The sequence below is a fragment of the Nocardia sp. CA-107356 genome (assembly GCF_050946365.1).
In the GTDB taxonomy this organism is placed as follows: Bacteria; Actinomycetota; Actinomycetes; order Mycobacteriales; family Mycobacteriaceae; genus Nocardia.
The window spans coordinates 2686654-2705149 of sequence record NZ_CP191992.1; the positions used below are offsets into that span (position 1 = coordinate 2686654).

General features: G+C 65.4%; 18 protein-coding genes, 4 tRNA genes and 2 pseudogenes. 9 read left to right on the plus strand and 15 right to left on the minus strand.

Annotation, left to right across the window (positions count from 1 at the left end; genetic code table 11):
- Window positions 1-103: 103 nt before the first annotated feature.
- Window positions 104-2695 (plus strand): DNA translocase FtsK, encoded by a 2592-nt coding sequence (locus tag ACQP1G_RS12195; RefSeq protein WP_433202408.1) that lies wholly within the window; start codon window positions 104-106, stop codon window positions 2693-2695.
- Window positions 2696-2770: 75 nt separating this feature from the next.
- Window positions 2771-4465, plus strand: coding sequence for a carbamoyltransferase N-terminal domain-containing protein (locus ACQP1G_RS12200; protein ID WP_433202411.1), 1695 nt, complete (start codon window positions 2771-2773; stop codon window positions 4463-4465).
- A gap of 294 nt (window positions 4466-4759) precedes the next feature.
- On the opposite strand, the gene ACQP1G_RS12205 is transcribed toward ACQP1G_RS12200, so the two are convergent.
- The 10 genes and pseudogenes from ACQP1G_RS12205 to ACQP1G_RS12250 form a co-directional block, all read right to left on the minus strand.
- Window positions 4760-5119 carry a hypothetical protein gene (locus ACQP1G_RS12205; protein WP_433202414.1) on the minus strand — a complete coding sequence of 120 codons (360 nt, stop codon included), beginning with the start codon at window positions 5117-5119 and terminating at the stop codon, window positions 4760-4762.
- Window positions 5120-5284: 165 nt separating this feature from the next.
- Window positions 5285-5869: a hypothetical protein gene (locus ACQP1G_RS12210; RefSeq protein WP_433202417.1), complete on the minus strand. Its 585-nt coding sequence runs from the start codon at window positions 5867-5869 to the stop codon at window positions 5285-5287.
- Between the two features lie 9 nt (window positions 5870-5878).
- Window positions 5879-6835 carry an NAD-dependent epimerase/dehydratase family protein gene (locus tag ACQP1G_RS12215; RefSeq protein ID WP_433202420.1) on the minus strand — a complete coding sequence of 319 codons (957 nt, stop codon included), beginning with the start codon at window positions 6833-6835 and terminating at the stop codon, window positions 5879-5881.
- 134 nt (window positions 6836-6969) lie between these two features.
- Window positions 6970-7040, minus strand: a tRNA-Gln gene (locus ACQP1G_RS12220).
- A gap of 4 nt (window positions 7041-7044) precedes the next feature.
- Window positions 7045-7117, minus strand: a tRNA-Arg gene (locus ACQP1G_RS12225).
- Window positions 7118-7141: 24 nt separating this feature from the next.
- A tRNA-Leu gene (locus tag ACQP1G_RS12230) sits at window positions 7142-7215 on the minus strand.
- A 7-nt stretch (window positions 7216-7222) separates the two neighbouring features.
- Window positions 7223-7332: pseudogene (locus ACQP1G_RS12235) on the minus strand.
- A gap of 80 nt (window positions 7333-7412) precedes the next feature.
- Window positions 7413-7485 (minus strand) — tRNA-Trp (locus ACQP1G_RS12240).
- A gap of 78 nt (window positions 7486-7563) precedes the next feature.
- The gene (locus ACQP1G_RS12245; protein ID WP_433202423.1) at window positions 7564-7710 is read right to left on the minus strand and encodes a hypothetical protein; all 147 of its coding nucleotides are present in this window, start codon (window positions 7708-7710) and stop codon (window positions 7564-7566) included.
- 86 nt (window positions 7711-7796) lie between these two features.
- On the minus strand, window positions 7797-8636 hold the full coding sequence (locus ACQP1G_RS12250; RefSeq protein WP_433202426.1) for a class I SAM-dependent methyltransferase: 840 nt from the start codon (window positions 8634-8636) through the stop codon (window positions 7797-7799).
- A 133-nt stretch (window positions 8637-8769) separates the two neighbouring features.
- On the opposite strand from ACQP1G_RS12250, the gene ACQP1G_RS12255 reads away from it, so the two are divergent.
- Window positions 8770-9774, plus strand: coding sequence for a TerC family protein (locus ACQP1G_RS12255; protein ID WP_433202429.1), 1005 nt, complete (start codon window positions 8770-8772; stop codon window positions 9772-9774).
- Here the strand turns inward: ACQP1G_RS12255 and ACQP1G_RS12260 are convergent.
- The 3 genes from ACQP1G_RS12260 to ACQP1G_RS12270 all read right to left on the minus strand — a co-directional run bounded on the left by ACQP1G_RS12260 (window position 9771) and on the right by ACQP1G_RS12270 (window position 11309).
- Window positions 9771-10262: a hypothetical protein gene (locus tag ACQP1G_RS12260; RefSeq protein WP_433202432.1), complete on the minus strand. Its 492-nt coding sequence runs from the start codon at window positions 10260-10262 to the stop codon at window positions 9771-9773. The two genes, ACQP1G_RS12255 and ACQP1G_RS12260, sit on opposite strands and share 4 nt — an antisense overlap.
- 179 nt (window positions 10263-10441) lie before the next feature.
- Window positions 10442-10726, minus strand: a complete 285-nt coding sequence (locus ACQP1G_RS12265; protein WP_433202435.1) for a YciI family protein — start codon at window positions 10724-10726, stop codon at window positions 10442-10444.
- 16 nt (window positions 10727-10742) lie between these two features.
- Window positions 10743-11309 (minus strand): amino-acid N-acetyltransferase, encoded by a 567-nt coding sequence (locus ACQP1G_RS12270; RefSeq protein WP_433202438.1) that lies wholly within the window; start codon window positions 11307-11309, stop codon window positions 10743-10745.
- Between the two features lie 209 nt (window positions 11310-11518).
- Here ACQP1G_RS12270 and pgsA point away from each other — a divergent pair, with 209 nt between their 5' ends.
- The 5 genes from pgsA to pspM all read left to right on the plus strand — a co-directional run bounded on the left by pgsA (window position 11519) and on the right by pspM (window position 15402).
- A complete protein-coding gene (pgsA, locus tag ACQP1G_RS12275; protein WP_433202441.1) occupies window positions 11519-12175 on the plus strand; it encodes a CDP-diacylglycerol--glycerol-3-phosphate 3-phosphatidyltransferase in 657 nt (218 codons plus the stop codon).
- Complete coding sequence (locus ACQP1G_RS12280) at window positions 12172-12666, plus strand: CinA family protein (RefSeq protein ID WP_433202444.1); 495 nt, start codon at window positions 12172-12174, stop codon at window positions 12664-12666. Before pgsA ends, ACQP1G_RS12280 begins: the two co-directional genes overlap by 4 nt.
- A 207-nt stretch (window positions 12667-12873) precedes the next feature.
- A complete protein-coding gene (locus ACQP1G_RS12285) occupies window positions 12874-13311 on the plus strand; it encodes a helix-turn-helix domain-containing protein (RefSeq protein ID WP_433202447.1) in 438 nt (145 codons plus the stop codon).
- A 202-nt stretch (window positions 13312-13513) separates the two neighbouring features.
- A complete protein-coding gene (gene pspA / locus ACQP1G_RS12290) occupies window positions 13514-14350 on the plus strand; it encodes a phage shock protein PspA (RefSeq protein ID WP_433202450.1) in 837 nt (278 codons plus the stop codon).
- A 155-nt stretch (window positions 14351-14505) separates the two neighbouring features.
- Window positions 14506-15402 (plus strand): phage shock envelope stress response protein PspM, encoded by an 897-nt coding sequence (pspM, locus tag ACQP1G_RS12295; protein WP_433202453.1) that lies wholly within the window; start codon window positions 14506-14508, stop codon window positions 15400-15402.
- Between the two features lie 581 nt (window positions 15403-15983).
- Here the strand turns inward: pspM and ACQP1G_RS12300 are convergent.
- On the minus strand, window positions 15984-17123 hold the full coding sequence (locus tag ACQP1G_RS12300) for an L-talarate/galactarate dehydratase (protein ID WP_433202456.1): 1140 nt from the start codon (window positions 17121-17123) through the stop codon (window positions 15984-15986).
- 16 nt (window positions 17124-17139) lie between these two features.
- The gene (kdgD, locus tag ACQP1G_RS12305) at window positions 17140-18063 is read right to left on the minus strand and encodes a 5-dehydro-4-deoxyglucarate dehydratase (RefSeq protein WP_433202459.1); all 924 of its coding nucleotides are present in this window, start codon (window positions 18061-18063) and stop codon (window positions 17140-17142) included.
- 132 nt (window positions 18064-18195) lie between these two features.
- Between kdgD and ACQP1G_RS12310 the strand changes: the two are divergent.
- Window positions 18196-18486, plus strand: a pseudogene (locus ACQP1G_RS12310) (MFS transporter); the annotation flags it as partial.
- Window positions 18487-18496: the final 10 nt, after the last annotated feature.

Below are 18496 nucleotides of genomic sequence, written 5' to 3' on the forward strand. Positions count from 1 at the left end.
CGGCGGGTCCGACCTGGGGTTCCGCATAGTTGGTCACGGTTGAGACCTGCGATACGCGTGTGGTTAATGGTCTGGATGAGGCGTTTGCGGTTAGCCTTGGTCCATGGCAGGTAAGTCCCGCAGCTCCACGACCACTCGTGCGCGGGCGGGATCGGCCCGGGGGAGGACCACGGCGGCATCTCGTTCGGGCCAGGCTCGCTCTGCCGGGCAACGCCGCTCACCCACGCCGCGCGGCCGCACCACCCCGGCGCGCCGCCCCGTCCGCCGCAAATCGAATACCGCACCCCTCGCGGTGATCAGCCGCGGCATCAGCAGCGGCTGGAATATGCTCGCGCGCGGACTCGGGGCCACCACCAGGGCGGTGAGCCGGGCGGGTGAAATCGAACACGGCCATCGTCGTGACGGCACCGCATTGGCCCTCATCGCGCTCAGCGCGGTGATCGCGGCCGCGGTGTGGCTGTCCGCGGGCGGGCCGATCGGGCACTGGGTCGAAGAGGCGATTCGCGCGGTCTCCGGATCGGCATCAGCGGGGTTGCCCTTCGTGGCCGCGGGTATCGCTATCGTCTTGATGCGGACCGAGGCGCATCCGGAGATCCGGCCGCGGCTCGTGCTCGGCGGATTGCTGATCGGGTTGCCGATCCTGGGCCTGTGGCATCTCGCGGCCGGTGCGCCGAGCGATGCGCACGGGCGTTCCCGCGCCGCCGGTTTCGTCGGCTTCGTGGTGGGTGGCCCGCTCACCAGCGGGCTCACCGCTTGGCTGTCGGCGCCGATTCTGCTGCTGGCCATCATCTTCGGTGTGCTGCTGGTAACCGGAACCACGGTGCGCGAGGTGCCGAGCCGGCTGCGCGAGTACTTCGGCACCGGTAGCGGCGGCGACGAATACGGTGACTACGACGGCGAATCCGGTTTCGATCCGGCCAACTACGACGCCGACGGGTTTCCGCTGCATCGGAACACCAAGTCGAAGCGACGCGGCCGCACGCCCGAGGAGAACTACCCGCCCGATGAATTCGGCGGCTCGGATGCGGTCACCGAGATCATCGGCGAACCGCCGCTGCGCGATGCGAAACCGATTGCGGCCGAGGTCCCCGAGGAAAAGCAAAAGCCCAAGCCGAAGAAGCGTGCCCCGGTCAAGGTCGAGGACCAGACACCGCCGCCACCGAAGCAACTCGAGTTCATTACCGACCGGGAGATCGAAGGCGATTACACGCTGCCGCCGCTGACGCTGCTCACCGACGGTGATCCCCCCAAGAAGCGCAGTGCCGCCAACGAATCGATGATCGAGGCGATCACCGAGGTGCTGGTGCAGTTCAAGATCGACGCAGCGGTCACCGGCTTCGTGCGCGGCCCGACGGTGACCCGGTACGAGGTGGAACTCGGTCCTGGTGTGAAGGTCGAGAAGATCACCGCACTGGCCCGCAATATCGCCTATGCCGTTGCCACCGAGAATGTTCGGCTGCTCGCCCCGATTCCGGGTAAGTCCGCCGTCGGCATCGAGGTGCCCAACTCCGATCGCGAACTGGTGCGCTTGGCCGATGTGCTGAAGGCGCCCGCGACCCGAAACGACCACCACCCCTTGGTGATCGGCCTCGGCAAGAATATCGAGGGCGATTTCGTCTCGGCGAATCTGGCCAAGATGCCGCACCTGCTGGTCGCCGGTTCCACCGGTTCCGGTAAGTCGAGCTTCGTGAACTCGATGCTGGTATCGCTGCTGGCGCGCTCCACCCCGGACGAGGTCCGGATGATCCTGATCGACCCGAAGATGGTGGAACTCACACCGTACGAAGGCATTCCGCACCTCATCACGCCCATCATCACCCAGCCGAAGAAGGCCGCCGCCGCGCTGACCTGGCTGGTGGAGGAGATGGAGCAGCGCTACCAGGACATGCAGGCGAACAAGGTGCGCCATATCGACGACTTCAACAAGAAGGTCAAGTCGGGTGCGATCACCGCGCCGCTGGGCAGCGAGCGGGTTTACCGGCCCTACCCGTACATCCTCGCGATCGTCGACGAACTCGCCGATCTGATGATGACCGCGCCGCGTGACGTCGAGGACGCTATCGTGCGTATCACCCAAAAGGCCCGCGCCGCGGGCATTCACCTGGTGCTCGCGACGCAGCGTCCCTCGGTGGACGTGGTCACCGGTCTGATCAAGACCAATGTGCCGTCCCGATTGGCCTTCGCCACTTCGTCATTGACGGATTCGCGCGTCATCCTGGACCAGCCGGGCGCCGAGAAGTTGATCGGTATGGGCGACGGTCTGTTCCTGCCCATGGGTGCGAATAAGCCCACCCGTCTGCAGGGTGCGTTCATCTCCGATGAGGAGATCCATGCGATCGTCGACTTCGCCAAGAACCAGGCCGAACCCGAGTACCAGGAGGGCGTCACCGCCGCAAAGGCGGGCGAGAAGAAGGACGTCGATCCCGATATCGGCGATGACCTCGATGTCTTCGTCCAGGCTGTCGAGCTGGTCGTGACATCACAATTCGGCTCGACCTCGATGCTGCAGCGCAAGCTGCGCGTGGGCTTCGCCAAGGCGGGCCGCCTGATGGACCTGATGGAAACTCGTGGCGTCGTCGGGCCCAGTGAGGGTTCCAAGGCGCGCGATGTGCTCATCAAGCCCGACGAGCTCGAGGGTCTGCTGTGGACGATCCGCGGCGGCGGTGCCGAGGAGTCCGAAAGCCCGGACGCGTAGCAGCGCCGAAAACGCTTCGGCGGCAACTATTCTCACCGTCGGTGGGCCAGTGTGGCGTGGCTACACTGGCCCGACATGGTGATCTGCGGAATCAAGGTGTCGCACGATGGCGGTGTCGCGGTTGTCGAGAACGACCGGTTGGTGTTCAGCATCGAGATGGAGAAGCTCGGCAACGGACTCCGGTACAGCACGCTGGGGGATCTCGACCGGGTCGCCGAGATACTACGGTCGGAGGGGCTCACGCCCGCCGATATCGACCGGTTCGTGGTCGACGGCTGGTTCGCGAATGGTGCGGTGCCGGATACCGATTCGACGGAGCCGTCGAGTATCGCGACGCTCGCCGGTGGCCGCCCGATCGAACTCGCGGTCGCGCCCTACCAGGATCGCCCCGGGCGCACGGTGCCGATCGCGCGTCACCGCTTCCGCGGGCACGGATTCGGTTCCGCCGCCGAGGAGTACGTCAGCTATCACCATGTCGACCAGCACATCCTGGGTGGCTATTGCACCAGCCCGTTCGCGGCGCGCGGGGAGGATGCGCTGGTGCTGGTCTGGGACGGCGGCACCGCAGCACGGGTCTACCATGTCGCGGCGGCGGCCCGAACCGTCCGTGCGGTGGCCACCGTGCTGCCGATCGTCGGCAATATCTTCACCTACTTCAGTTCCCACTTCGGGCCGTTCATCCCGAAAGCCGAAGGTCTGTCCCGGGATCAGATCCTGCGGCAGCACTTGGCCATTCCGGGGAAGGCCATGGCCTACGCCGGGCTGGGCACCGTGGCAGAGTCCGCATACCCGGTGTTCGATGAAATCCTTGCGGCGCAACCGAACCCGTCGCAGGATGCGGCCCGCTTGGTTGGTGCGAAGGTATCGGCGAATCGGGACGAGCTGCTTCCCGGATTGTCCGATGCCGACCTCATCGCCACCTTCCAGGCATATCTGGGGGATCGGTTGGTGCGGGCGCTGAGTTCGCTGGTGCGTCAGGACTCTTCGTTGCCATCGAAGCTGGTGGTGACCGGCGGCTGCGCCTTGAATATCAAATGGAACTCATTGCTGCGCACCCAGGGCATCGTCGAGGAGATCTGGATTCCGCCCTTTCCCAATGACTCCGGCGCCGCGATCGGCGCCGCATGCTGCGAAATGTTCCGGTACGGGCCGAGTCCGGCATTGCGGTGGGATGTGTATTCCGGTCCGCGGGTCGGTGTCAGTGGGGTGCCGGAGAACTGGCGCAGACAGCCCTGCGACGAGCGGGGAGTCGCGCGCTTGCTGCACCGGGTGGGCGAGCCGGTGGTGGTGCTGTCGGGTCGGGCCGAGCTCGGACCGCGGGCGCTGGGCAACCGCAGCATTCTGGCTCCCGCGACGGATGCGGCGATGAAAGACCGGCTCAACGACATCAAGAACCGTGCGCACTACCGGCCGGTGGCGCCGGTCTGCCTGACCGCGCGTGCAGCGGAGGTCTTCCAGCCCGGCGGTAGCGATCCGTACATGCTCTTCGAACACCGCACCCGCCCCGAGTGGACCGACCGGATTCCGGCGGTGCTGCATGTCGACGGTACGGCGCGGCTGCAGACCATCGATGAATCGGCAAACCGCGCCACCGCACGGATCCTGGCCGGGTACGAGGCCATCAGCGGCGTGCCGGTGTTGTGCAATACCAGCGCGAATTTCGAAGGCCGAGGGTTCTTTCCGGATGTGGCCTCCGCGGCACGGTGGGGTGGCACCCGCTACATCTGGTCCGAGGGATATCTGTTCACCGATCAGTCCGTCACTGCCTGACGGGCACGGCCCGGCCGGAGTATCCGGCCGGGCCGTGCCGTCGCCGCCTGGGTCAGCAACGGTTAACGGGGACCTGCGGGATGTCGATCTGTGCTTGCGATGCGAACATCGCGGAGATCATATTCAACAGTGCGTCCACGAGCTACCTCCTTTCCGTCGTCGTCGACGGGCCGCTCCTCGCGTGGATCAGCAGTTCCTCGAAGGGATCGGAATATCCAGATGTCCCTGCGTCGCGAATAGTGCGGCGATCATGTTCAGCAGTGCGTCCACGGGCTACCTCTCTCGGTTCGGTGCCTACTTCTTGTCGAGATCGACCAATTTGCAGACACACAGCGTCACGGTGTGCGCGAGGATGCCGCCGAAGTAGCTCTTGCAGAACTCCGCGTAGCCGATGGGGTCGCACTGGTGCGCATGCCAGGCCGAATCGACCTCGAGGTCATCGGGCAGGTAGTTGCCCTGCATACCGCTGGCGCGGAAGCGCTCCAGCGACCGCTGGTAGCGGGTGACCCGGTCATCGATCTGCTCTTCGGTCAACGCGGTGGAACCCGGCCAGAACAGGTGGCCCCAGCGCAAATTCTCTTTCAGGTGAGTGGTATCGAATTCCGCAGGGGGGACGTCGGTTTCGGTCGACATCGACGCGATGGTTGTCGTCATAGCCTGGTTCCTCGTTTCATTGAGAACTCACCATGTCGGCCAACAAGGCTCCAGAAGTGCTGGAGGCCTTAGAGTTTCGATAGTCACCCAGGCAGTGTCAACGATCACACCTCCCCATGATTGGGAGTTTCGCCCATGAAACTAGGTGCGCCGCAAGATCTTTGCCTAGTGCTGCGAGAGGTCCGGCGGGAAGTCGTAGTGCGTGGGCACGACCGGAGTCATCGATCGGCTGCCCACGACCAATGCGATTTCGTCGTAGGGGGCAAAACGATACGAGGCGGGGTCGCCGGGAAAGCGAACCCCGTTGACGTAGAGGTGCACCGTCTCGAAGGGGGTCAAGTGGATCGGGCCGACCTGCTCGGCGGTCAGTGGCTGACCCCACTCGGTGCAGAACTGCTCGAGCGTGAACGGGATATCCTCGGCCGACTCGAGGTGCACGATCCCGGTCGCATCGTGGGTATGCATCGGGGAGCCCATCCGGCGGGCGTCATCGATGCCGATCAGGGCCGGGACGACGACCGGCTGTCCGTACACGATGACATCGAGATGGGCGTGGTAGTGATAGGTCGTCGACATCTTGTCCAGCAGCGGCAGACCGGCGGCGTGCACGGCGGCAGCGGTGTCGCTCGGCAGGTCCCATGTCGGTTGCAGCAACGCCGAACCCGAGGGCGGTGCGGCGGCCGCGGTGGCGCCGAAGGCACTCACGATGACACCCAGCGTTGCGGTGAGAAGTGAAGAGGCAATTCGCATTTCACGAAACTATGCACAATCGGACGAGCGCCGGAGTTGGTCCTTCCCATCGGTGGCGGCGCCGATCCGAGCCGCCCAGGCGTCGTTGATGACGGTGTCGATATCGGATGTCTTCGGCGACCAGCCCAATTCGGTACGCGCACGGCTGCTGTCGCTGATGAGCCGGTTCGGTTCCGGTGCCGCGGCACGATATTCGACCGGGATGTGGCGTCCGGTCACCCGCGCGGCCGCGGCCACGAGATCGCCGACGCTGGTCCCCACACCGGAGCCGATGTTGTAGCGCCGGCATCGGCCCGGCTGCGGGCGTGCGGCCGCCGCCGCGTCGAAGGCGCGGGCGGCGTCGTCGCGATGTACGTAATCGCGTACGGCGGTTCCGTCACCGTTCACGAATAGGGTCGGCTCGTCACCCGCGGCCACCGAGAGGATCCGGGAGACGATCCGTGTGTCGTCCGGATCGGGTCCACCGGCAATGTTGAACAGCCGCAAGACCGTTGCATCGAGCCGACCGGTCGCGGCTTGTGCGGCGATCACCGTCTCGGCCGCCCGCTTGCTCGCGGCGTAGGGATGTGGCGGATCGTCTGCCAGCTCCTCTGCCATGGGCTGGCGCTCCGCTGCGCCGTAGATCGACGCGGTAGACGCGAAGACCAGTCTGGGTACTCCGGAAGCCGCCATGGCGTGCAGTAGGGTCACGGTGCCGCCCACATTGACCTCGAAATATTCGAGCGGGCTGGCAAACGATTCGCGAACGCGAGTCAGCGCGGCGAGATGGCAGACCAGATCGACATCGACCAATGCCGCGCCGAGTGCACCGCGGTCGCCGAGGTCGGCGGTCCGCACCGGAATCCCATCCGGGACACCGGCTCGCCCCCGACGCACCAGCCCGACGACATCGTGTCCGCTGTCGTCCAAGGCCCCGGCGACCGCGCTGCCGAGGTACCCATTCGCGCCGGTGACAAGTATCCGCACCCGACCCATCGAACCAGCCCCGACTCCCGGCACCCGATGGCGGGGCGGTGGTAGCTCATCGTGGAGTCGAACCACGCGGCAGGGCCTTATGAGAGCCCCGGGGCGAACCTGCATGAGCCTGGGTACGGTATGGGCTGGAGTGCCAGGATTCGAACCTGGATCAACGAGTTCAGCGCCCGACATGCTGCCGTTACACCGCACTCCATCAGCGCGCTCGGAAGGATTCGAACCTTCATCCGCCTGCTTCGTAAACAGGTGCTCCATCCGTTGAGCTACGAGCGCTGGTCCGAGTGCATACCCGGATCGTTCCCTCGGCGAGATTCGAACTCGCACCAACCGAATCCTAAGTCCGGTGCCTCTGCCAATTGGGCTACGAGGGAATGGTTTTGGTACCCGTGGGTGGGGTCGAACCACCGGCCCGGCGGCGGAGGGCGTCCGTCGCGACTGCTTGCAGGTCGTTCGAAAGGGTCAGCTCTGATCCGCTGAGCTACACGGGTCGAAACCGGTCCGCAGCAGGGTTATTCATATCCGGTATCGCCAATTGCCTACTGCCGTATATTCACTATGAAGTTATGAGCGCGGATGGAGGGACTCGAACCCGCAGCCGACGACTTTGGAGATCGTTGCTCTTCCAGTTGAGCTACATCCGCTGGATAAGAAAAGGGGCCGCTCCGTGGCGATTATTTCGCCGGGAGCGGCCCCTGCTCAGGCCTTCTCGAATCGAGACCTCAGGGGCGGCTCCGGGTGTTCATCCCTCGCAGCTGCGACATCCGCAGCCAGGTCGGGCGCAGCTGCGACGCCGACAGCCGGGCGCCCGCACGCAATTGCCAGGCACCGGCGAGGGAGCGTAGTCCCTGGTCCTGAGTGCTGGTCATTGCCTTTGCCTTTCGTGGTCCCGATTACGGGGTGCTGATAACGTTCCGGATAACGCTAACACCGAATGAGGCGATGAGGAACCCATTTATTCCCTACCGGCGAGTTGTCGGCGTGCCTGTAGGGTGTAAGTCAGTGGCAGTCGCTCCGGATGTTCGGTCAGCCGCCACTCGCCATTCGCATCCCGTGTCATCTGGTCGGGCAATGCCTCCCAGGGAACGCTGCGGTGCTCCACGAGTCCGGTGATCGTCATGCCGTGGTCGAGTAGTGCGGTCACCACGTCGCCGAGTCCATGATTCCACTCGTGCGTCACGGTCTGGGTGAATTCGGTCTCGGTCTCGACATAAGTCGTTCCAGACGAAAACACCGTGGGCTCAGGCATTTCGAAGTAGGGATAGCCGACAGTCGGTCGGTCGGTTCGGGTTTCGTCGATAGCCCACAACATCGGATGCCCCTCGCGCAGAAACAACCGACCGCCCGGCCGGAGCAACTCCGCGACCGTCCGCGCCCAGCGATCGACGCTCGGAATCCAGCACAGTGCGCCGATTCCGGTGAAGACCAGATCGAATTGTGCTGCGCCGAGTGCGGATACCGCGTCGTACACGTCCGACTCGACGAAATCGACCCGGTTACCGGTCGCTTCGGCCAGCAACCGAGCCTGGGTCAGCGCTGCGGGAGAGAAGTCCAGTCCGGTCATCCGCGCCCCGAGGCGCGCAAGGGAGATGGTGTCGGTGCCGATGTGGCATTGCAGGTGTACGCCGCGCAGCCCGCGAATGTCGCCTAGTAGCGGCAGATCGAACCGGACCACGTCGCTGAGGAATTCCGGATCGGCGACGAACCGGTCCACGGCGTAGTCGTGCGATGCGGCATGGGCGGGCGCGCGCTCGTCCCAGTTCGCCTTGTTCAGGATGCGGTAGTCGTGGGTCACAGTCGTGACTGTGGCATGTCGGTCGCCAGCCACGCATGTGAAATTATGGTCAGCAACCCTCCCGCTAGCCACCCAGAACGGACAAATCGGGCATGATTGCTGTCATGACACACCTTGCCGCCCCGGAGCCCGCATGCACGTGACCGCACTCGAGTGGACGCTCACGATCGCGGTGATCCTGGGTCTGTTCGTCTTCGACTTCTTCGCCCATGTCCGCACGCCGCACGATCCGACCTTCAAGGAATCCGGGAGCTGGTCGGCGATCTACATCGGCCTTGCCCTGGTGTTCGGCGGATTCGTCGCCTGGCAATGGGGTTCGACCTTCGCGGGGGAGTACTACGCGGGCTTCGTCACCGAGAAGGCGCTCTCGGTCGACAACCTGTTCATCTTCGTCATCATCATGTCGACGTTCGCGGTGCCGCGGATCTACCAGCAGAAGGTGCTGCTGATCGGCATCGTGCTGGCCCTGGTCATGCGCGGGGTGTTCATCGCCGTGGGCGCGGCCGCGATCAGCGCGTTCAGCTGGGTGTTCTATCTGTTCGGCCTGTTCCTGGTCTACACGGCCGTCAAACTGCTGCGCGAGAGCGGACATGAGGTCGAGCAGGAGGAAAAGCGCGACAGTCGGATCGTGACGCTCGCCAAACGAGTGCTCCCGACCACCGACGAATACGACGGCGACAAGCTCGTCACCCGGATCGACGGGCGGCGCGCGGTGACCCCATTGCTGTTGGCACTCTTGGCGATCGGCTTCGCGGATCTGCTGTTCGCGTTGGACTCGATCCCGGCGATCTACGGTCTCACCGACGAGCCGTATATCGTCTTCGCCGCGAACGCCTTCGCGCTCATGGGTCTACGGCAGCTGTTCTTCCTCATCGGCGGCCTGCTGGATCGCCTGGTCTACCTGTCCTATGGCCTGTCGGCGATCCTCGCGTTCATCGGCGTCAAACTGGTGCTGCACGCATTGCACGAGAACACCCTGCCTTTCATCAACGGTGGTGAGCACGTCAAGGTACCGGAGATTTCGACACCGGTCTCGCTGGGTGTCATTCTCGGCATTCTGGTTATCGCGACGGTGGCGAGCCTGCTCAAAACCCGTAGTGCGGCACCCCGGTCGGCCGAGAGCCGGGTCGGCGACTAGAACACCCGGTTGTACTCCGGCGTGATCTCGAAACCGCGCCCGGTCGCGTCGTTGCGGCAGGTCACGCCGACGGGCTGGGCCAGGCAGGTGAATCCGTGCACACTCAGGCTCGACCCGACCGGCAGCACCGGCCCGCCGCTGGTTTCCGCGCCGGGCGCCATCGGCGGTCCGGCGAAGAAGCCACGGTTCACGCAGAGATATCCGGCGTTGTCGCCGACGGCGAGGGCGGCCGCGCTGGGGTCGCTACTCCAGCACGCCTGCATCTGCGGCGGAGCGGGCTGGGTAGCGCCCTGGCAACCCACAGGTCGCTTCGGCTCTGCGAATGGTTCGTCGAGGAAGCCACAGGCGATGCTGCGGTCCGCTGTCTGGAAGTAGTAGCCGTCATCGGAGCGGTACTGCAGTTCGTCGGCCACGCCGGAGTGCAGCACCAGGCGACCGACGACCGCAGAGTTTGCCGGATTGTCGGAATCGGTGTGCCGACCGGTCATGGAACACACGGTCAGCGTCAGAACCGCAGCCGACATCGACGCGAAAATCGCGGCGGATATGCGCATACGGGGGAGTCTGCGTCTCCTGGCCGGAGTTCGTCCACACCCGCCCCGGTGTGTCGCCGAAAATTTGCTGACAACCGAGTGTTGAGCCGTGACACGCGGTGGTCAGCCGGTCGTCAGGAAGCGAATGTGCCCATCACCGGCAGCCACTCCACCGCGCGTACCGCGGCGATCAGGTTCTCGCGCGCGAACGGATCCTGCGGCAGCAGTTCCTTGATCGTCGCCTCGTCCGCGACCTGGAACAGCAGCAGTGCGCCGGATCCGTCCGGGTAGGGGCCGCTGGTGAGCAGCGAACCCGCCTCGACCAAGCCGGTCAGCCAGGCCCGATGTTCGGGCCGGAAGGTGTCGCGAGCCTCGATGGTGGCATCGGAGTAGGTGTAGTGCACGGCGAAAATGGGCACGATCGATCCGTTCTGGTCAGAGATTGAGCAACATTCGAGTATTGCCGAGGGTGTTCGGCTTCACATAGCTGAGATCGAGGAACTCCGCGACACCGGGATCGAAGGTCCGACACATCTCCGCGTACACCTCGGCGGTCACCGGTGTGCCGTCGATCTCGGCGAACCCATGCCTGCCGAAGAACTCCACCTCGAAGGTGAGCACGAACAGCCGGCCCAGCTCGAGCTCCCTGGCCACGGCGACAAGCCGCTCCACGATGAGCCGCCCGACTCCGTGCCCCTTGACATCGGGATGCACCGCGACGGTGCGGACCTCGCCGAGATCGGCCCAGAGCACATGCAGCGCGCCGCAGCCGACCACCCGACCGTCGAGTTCGGCCACCCAGAATTCCTGCACCGCCTCGTACAGCGTGACCAGGTTCTTTTCCAGCAGGATCCGACCGGCGTAGACATCGACGAGGTGCTTGATCTGGGGCACATCGGAGGTTCGGGCGCGTCGCATGAGAGGGGCAGATTTGTTCGCGGCAGGTGCCGCGCCCGGATACGCGTCGCTGGTCGAACCACCAAGTGGTCCCCGAGAGGTCATGGGGTGCACAGTAGTCCGCCTGGTTACCGATACTCTGAACGTGTGCCGCACATCCACCCACTCCGCTCACCGCATCGCCTCGGCATGCGTTCGAGCGGCGACGCGAGGGTTGGGCTGTGCTCGGCGGAGCTGAGCGCCAGCGAGGCGGAGGCCATTCGGGAGCGTAGCGAGCGAATCGTGTCACAGCCGTCCACGGTCGAGGCGGAGGCATGAGCGTGCAGCCCGATGATGTCGATCGACGCTGGGGCGAGCCCGGGGTGCGCACCGGATTCGTGCCCACCGCGGCCGAACCTGTCGTTCCGCTGATGAATATCGCGAACGTGCTCACCATGCTGCGGATCGCGCTGGTCCCGCTGTTCGTGCTCGCGCTGTTCGCGAGCGGCGGGCATCAGACCGGCTGGCGGATCGCGGCGGCCGCGCTGTTCGGCATCGCGGCGATCACCGATCGCTTCGACGGGCAGTTGGCCCGCAAATACGGACTCGTCACTGATTTCGGCAAGCTCGCCGATCCGATCGCGGACAAGGCGCTGATCGGTTCGGCGGTGATCGGACTCTCGGTGCTCGGCGATCTGGCGTGGTGGATCACACTGGTCATCTGTGGTCGTGAAATCGGGATCACGCTATTGCGGCTGGCGGTGGTGCGGCGCGGGGTGATTCCGGCCGGTCGCGGCGGCAAGTTGAAGACGTTGGTGCAGTCGGTCGCGATCGCGGTATTGCTACTGCCGCTGCACGGTGGACTCGCCACCGCGGGAATGACTCTGATGTATGTGGCCGTCGCACTGACGGTCGCTACCGGACTCGACTATGTGGGTCAGGCGGCGCGGGTATGGCTCGCGGGAGGTCCGGGCCGGACGCGCGGCGCATGACCGATCCGCTGACAACTGGAGCACCGGTCGTCGAGTTGGTGCATGCGTTGAGTGCGGCGGGGCAGACCGTAGCGACCGCGGAATCACTGACCGCGGGCCTGCTCGCGGCGACCATCGCCGGGGTGCCGGGGGCGAGCGTGGTGCTGCGCGGCGGACTGATCGTCTACGCGACCGATCTCAAACACAGTCTCGCGGGTGTCGACGACGAGGTGCTGGCGACGGAGGGGCCGGTGGCCGCGAGTACCGCTGAACAGTTGGCGGTCGGGGCTCGCCTGCGCTGCGGCGCGGACTGGGGCATCGGGCTGACCGGCGTCGCCGGACCCGATTCCCAGGATGGGCATGCCGTCGGCACGGTCTTCCTCGGTCTGGCCGGTCCGGGGCACACCGAGGTGATGCGGTGGAAACTGGGCGGTGACCGGTGGGCGATCAGAATCGGCGCTACGCACAGCGCGGTACGGGAGTTGCGTCGTATCGTGGGAGACGACCGCTAGCGACTGCTTGCAGGTTGCCCGAAAGAATACGACCAGCCGCTGCTTGCAGGTCGCTCGCGATGACATCGCCGACGACTTGCTCGCCGCATCGAGTTTGCCCCCGTGGGAACCAACTGACCCGTGCTCGACGTTGTGCCAGAAAGGACGGCGTGCGCAGCGCTGGCAGGCGCCCGCGGACCCGGTTACTGGGAGCTGAAGGAGAACGACATGACGCTGCTGCGAGAGGCGATCGGGGACAGTCTGCGGCGTGCTCGTCTCGCCCAGAGCCGGACCTTGCGTGAGGTCTCCACCTCGGCGCGCGTGAGCCTGGGATATCTGTCGGAGGTCGAGCGGGGCCGCAAAGAGGCCTCCAGTGAACTGCTCGCCGCCATCTGCGCGGCCCTTGATGTGCCGCTGTCGCGGGTGCTCTGGGATGTGAGCACGATCATGGCCGGTGCCGATGCGCTGCCCGCCGACACACCCGCGCAGACCGCCGACGCATCCGAGTCGGAGCGGACCGCTGCGGCCGAGCCTGCCGAGCCCGCGGCCGAGCCCGCGACCGCCACGATGTCGGTGGCCGGTGCCAGAACCAAGATCGCCGAGGACACCCGGATCGTCATTCCGGCCCCCAAGGCGGACATGCTGGTTCTGGTGAAGAGCAACTGAGCAGACTGCGAGAGGTGACGTCCGTGACCGGCGCTGCGCACCGGTGCCGAAAGCGGATAGATTCTGTATCAGGCGTCGGTTGGGCCGGGTTCGCCCGGCCCAGGTGCCAGATGGTGGAGGATAGGCACATATGGGGTGCGTGACGGTCGCGCACTAGAGTCGCGGTAAAGCGCGGCGCATCTTATGGAGGCGGGATCAATCGATGGCTAATCCGTTCGTCAAGGCCTGGAAGTACATGATGGCCCTCTTCGATTCGAAGATCGAGGAGCATGCGGATCCGAAGGTCCAGATTCAGCAGGCTATCGAGGAAGCTCAGCGTCAGCATCAGGCCCTCTCGCAGCAGGCCGCATCGGTCATCGGCAACCAGCGCCAGCTGGAGATGAAGCTGAACCGTCAGCTCGACGATGTCGAAAAGCTGAACGCCAATGCGCGCCAGGCCGTTCTGCTGGCCGACCAAGCCGCCGCGGCAGGCGATACCGAGAAGGCGATCCAGTACACCAACGCGGCCGAGGCGTTCGCCGCACAGCTGGTCACTGCCGAGCAGTCCGTCGAGGACCTCAAGGTGCTGCACGACCAGTCGCTGCAGGCGGCCGCGCAGGCGAAGAAGGCGGTCGAGCAGAACGCGATGCTGCTGCAGCAGAAGGTCGCCGAGCGCACCAAACTGCTCAGCCAGCTGGAGCAGGCCAAGATGCAGGAGCAGGTCTCCGCGTCGCTGCAGCGGATGGATTCGACGCTGTCCGCGCCCGGCACCACGCCGAGCCTGGACGCGGTGCGCGAGAAGATCGAGCGCCGCTACGCGAACGCGCTGGGTGCCGCCGAACTCGCTGGCAATTCGGTGCAGGGCCGCATGCTCGAGGTGCAGCAGGCCAGCATCCAGATGGCCGGGCACAGCAAGCTGGAGCAGATCCGCGCCTCGATGCGCGGCGATGCGCTGCCCGCCGGTGGTGGGGCCGCGCCCGCGATCAATCCGGGTGTGGCGCAGGCCAATCCGGCGCAGCCGCAGCCGCAGATGAACAAGGGCCAGACCGCGCAGCAGTAGCGGGTGGTTCCACAGAGATACAGCTCGGCGAGGACTGGTTCGGTGAAGGACATGGCACGGGTACCTGGCGGGTCGGCCGTCGGTCATGCTCGGGCCCTGCCGGTCTGGACCCCGCAGTTTTTGCTGAGCGGGTTCACGTTCCCGGGAGGAAGCCGATGAGCTCGCAGGTGCCTCGCGCACAGCTCAACCGCGGTCGGTCCGGTCGTCGCCGTAGTGCGGCCATCGTGCGCGCGCAGTCGGCGCTGGCCCCGCAGCCCGGGAGCCTACCCGACAGTCTGCGTGAGGTGGGTGCGCACGCACTGGTCGCGGTTCGGCGCTGGGCGGATCCGCGCGAGCGGGAGTTGCGCAAGCGCCGCCGGGCCCGTCGGCGCAGTTTCCAACTCGGCGCCGTCGGCGGTCTCACGACAGCGGGAACTGTTGGGCTCATGGTGATTTCGGCTCCGGTATGGGCCGTGGTCGTGGTCGGCGGGGGAGCAGTGGCGTTGGTCACCGGGACCGCGCTGAGCGCTCGCCGCTATCTCCAGTTGCGCAGCGCCCCGCTGCCGCAGGCGACCTTCGTACCGCGCAAGCAGCCACCACCGTGGTCATCTGCGCGCGGGCCGATTGCCCGCCTTGTCCGCGCGGAGAAGGCGCTGCACGGCCTCGGCGCACAGATCGCTCGCTCGAACCGGCTGCCCGAGGACGAACTCGCCGACATGCTCGAAACCGCGGCATCGGGTGCGTCCGCGCTGCACGCGTTGGCCGCCGACACTACCGCGATGGAGCAGGCACTCGGCGCCATGGGGCATTCGAAATCCGTTGCTGCCGTTGGTCTTACCGAGAATATGCAATTCGCCCTCGGCCGGCTCGACAGCGGCATCATCGAATACGAGCAGGTGGTCGCCGCCGCCGGACGCATCCTCGCGGTCCCCGAAAGCGCGGTCCTGCGGCATAATTTCGATGCCATCGTGGCGGATCTGCGTGATGCCGCCGACCGGTTGGACGGCTGGGCGCAGGCGCTCACCGAGGTCGCGGATCAGCACGCACCCACACTTCCCCCGCAAGAGATTTGAGCCGGCTCTCGACGCCGAGTAACGCAGTGTCCGAATATCCGCGACCGCCATGGCCCCTCCAATTCCCGCCATCTGGTCCCGGTCGGTAATCGACGTCGATCGCTTCGCGCTTCGACATCCGGAGATGCCGAACGGAATGGGGTATGTCCCCACACGCAATCTCCAATATTGGCAATAGTTGTGAGCCGACCGTCGGTCGGACATTCCCGCCGCGTGGGACGCCATCACCGGCTGCCGGGGCGTCCGCGCAACTGGTCATTGTCGAGCGAAGTCGAACGGCGGTTCGATGCAGCGTCCAGGGCGACCATTTGACTCACTCCGACGCTATGTGTGCACCCTGGGATGGCTGGTCGTCCTCGCCGCCCTGGTGGCCTTCCAAAACTTCTATATCACCAAGCACGGACTGAAAGTCTGAGCCGCGACCGCCGTGGGGTAGGCCCCAATTTGCTTGCCCCGCAATGGATCTAGTTTGTGCTCGCGGTGTGGTTGGCAAGCACACGCTTTGGCGGATGGAGACTGGGCAGCCGGTGAAGCTGGCCCCGCATACGATCCGCCCCTGAACTGCTGGGATACCGCCACTTTCAGGATCGGATGGTGTGTTCGGCGACTGTCCAGGCGCGGGCCTGGTCGCTGATGGTTATGCCGAGTCCCGGGCGCGATGACAGCTGCATGCGCCCGTTGGCGATCTCGAGGCGTTCGTTGAAGAGCGGGTCGAACCATTCGAAATGCTCCACCCAGGGTTCGCGGGGGTAGGCGGCGGCGAGGTGGACGTGTACCTCCATGACGAAATGTGGTGCTAGTTGCAGATGTTCGCGGTCGGCCATTGCCATGATTTCGAGGAATCGGGTGATGCCGCCGACGCGGGGTGCGTCCGGCTGCACGATATCGATTCCGGCCCGGATGAGTTGGGCGTGCTCGGCGGCGCTGGTGAGCATTTCGCCGGTGGCGATCGAGGTGTCGAAGGTGGCCGCGAGTTGGGCGTGGCCGTCGAAATCGTAGGCGTCGAGCGGTTCTTCGATCCACACCAGTCGCAGCGGATCGAAGGCGCGGCACATGCGGCGGGCGGTGGTGCGGTCCCACTGTTGGTTGGCGTCGACCATCAGCGGGACCCGGTCACCGATCTTTTCCCGCACCGCCGTGACCCGGGCCAGGTCGACCGCGTTGTCGGGGTGTCCGACCTTGATTTTGATGCCGCCGATGCCCCGGTCGAGCGATTCGGTCGCGCGGTTGAGGACTTCTTCGATCGGTGCGTGCAGGAAGCCGCCGGAGGTGTTGTAGCAACGCACCGAATCACGGTGTGCGCCGAGTAGTTTCGCTAGGGGCAGTCCGGCGCGCTTGGCCTTGAGGTCCCACAGCGCGATGTCGAACGCGGCGATCGCCTGGACGGACAGTCCGCTGCGGCCGACCGAAGCTCCGGCCCACATGAGTTTGTCCCAGATCTTGGCGATATCGCTGGGGTCTTCGCCGAGCAATACGGGTGCCACCTCGCGGGCGTGTGCGAATTGGCCGGGCCCGCCCGCGCGTTTGGAGTAGCTGATGCCGATGCCTTCCAGTCCGGCTTCGGTGGTGATCTCTGCGAACAGCACCGCGACTTCGGTCATCGGTTTCTGCCTGCCGGTCAGCACCTTGGCGTCGCTGATCCCGGTGGGCAGCGACAAGGTGACCGAGGAGATCTCGACGCGGGCGATCCGGTCGAGAACGGGTGAATCGGTGGTGGTCATCGAATGTCCTTCAGGGTCAGGCGATGGTCTTGACGAGCGTGGTCAGCTCGGCGAGTTCGGCCTCGGTGAGATCGGTGAGATCGGTGAGCGGCGGGCGCACCCGGCTGGACGGTCTGCCGACCGCGGTGAGACCGGCCTTGACGATCGACACCGCGTATCCGGGGCGGCGGTCGCGGATATCCAGGTAGGGGATGACGAAATTGCGCAGGTGCTCGTAGACGGTCGCGCGATCGCGGTCGCGCACCGCGGCATAGAAGTCGAGCGCGAATTCGGGGGCGAAATTGAAGATCGCCGACGAATAAGTGGTCACACCCATTTCGGTGTAGGGGAGTGCGAAGGTTTCCGCGGTGGGTAGGCCACCGATATAGGTCAGCCGATCGCCCAGCCGCGCGAAGATTCGCGTCATCGTCTCGATATTGCCGACGCCGTCCTTGAACCCGACAAGGTTCGGACTGCGCTCGGCCATTCTGGCCACGGTCACATCGTCGCAGGCGGCATTGGCGCGGCTGTAGAAGATCACTCCGAGCGAGGTCGCCGCACACACCTGGGTCACGTGCTCGACCATTCCCTCCGGCGAGGCTTCCACGAGATACGGTGGCAGCAGCAGGATTCCGTCCGCACCCGCCGCTTCGGCCGCCCGCGCCTGTTCGATCGCCGCCCTGGTGCCCGTCGTCGCGGGCGCGATCACCGGAACCCGTCCGGCGGTCTCGGTCACCGCCGCGCGTACGACGTGATCGATCTCTGCGCTGGTCATGGCAAAGCCTTCACCCGTGCCGCCGGCCGCGAATATGCCCGCGACGTCGAACTGGGACAGCCACCCGACGTGCTCCCGGTAGGCCCGCTCGTCGAACTCGAGCTCGTTGTCGAAATGGGTGACCGGGAAGGAGAGCAGGCCGCGGCTCAGCGCGGGTCCCAGTTCCTGGGCGGATAGCTGTGACACGAATGTCCTCCTGGCTATGGATATGAATGGACGAGATCGACTTATCCGCAGATTAGGTCCCGGTCCCGATGCCGGTCCAACACTGTTTGGAAATCGACTGATGCTCGAAAGGCATCAGATCCGACCGACGCGTTGTCGATCGTATTCGGACTGCGATTGCTGCTCGGTGTATTCGAATCACCGGCCTTTCCCGGTAATGCGCGGGTGGCCACCATGTGGTTCCCCACCGCCGAAAGATGCCGGGCCACAGCAGTTTTCAATTCCGCCCAATACTTCGCGACCGTGATGTTCGCCCCGGTAATGGCCTGGATCACCAACCAGTTCGGCTGGCGTTGGATATTCGTGCTGCTCGGCGTGCTCGGGTTCACGCTGGCCGTGTTCTGGTGGCACTGGCTGTATCCCCCACGTGCGCACCGCCGTGTCACCCCGGCCG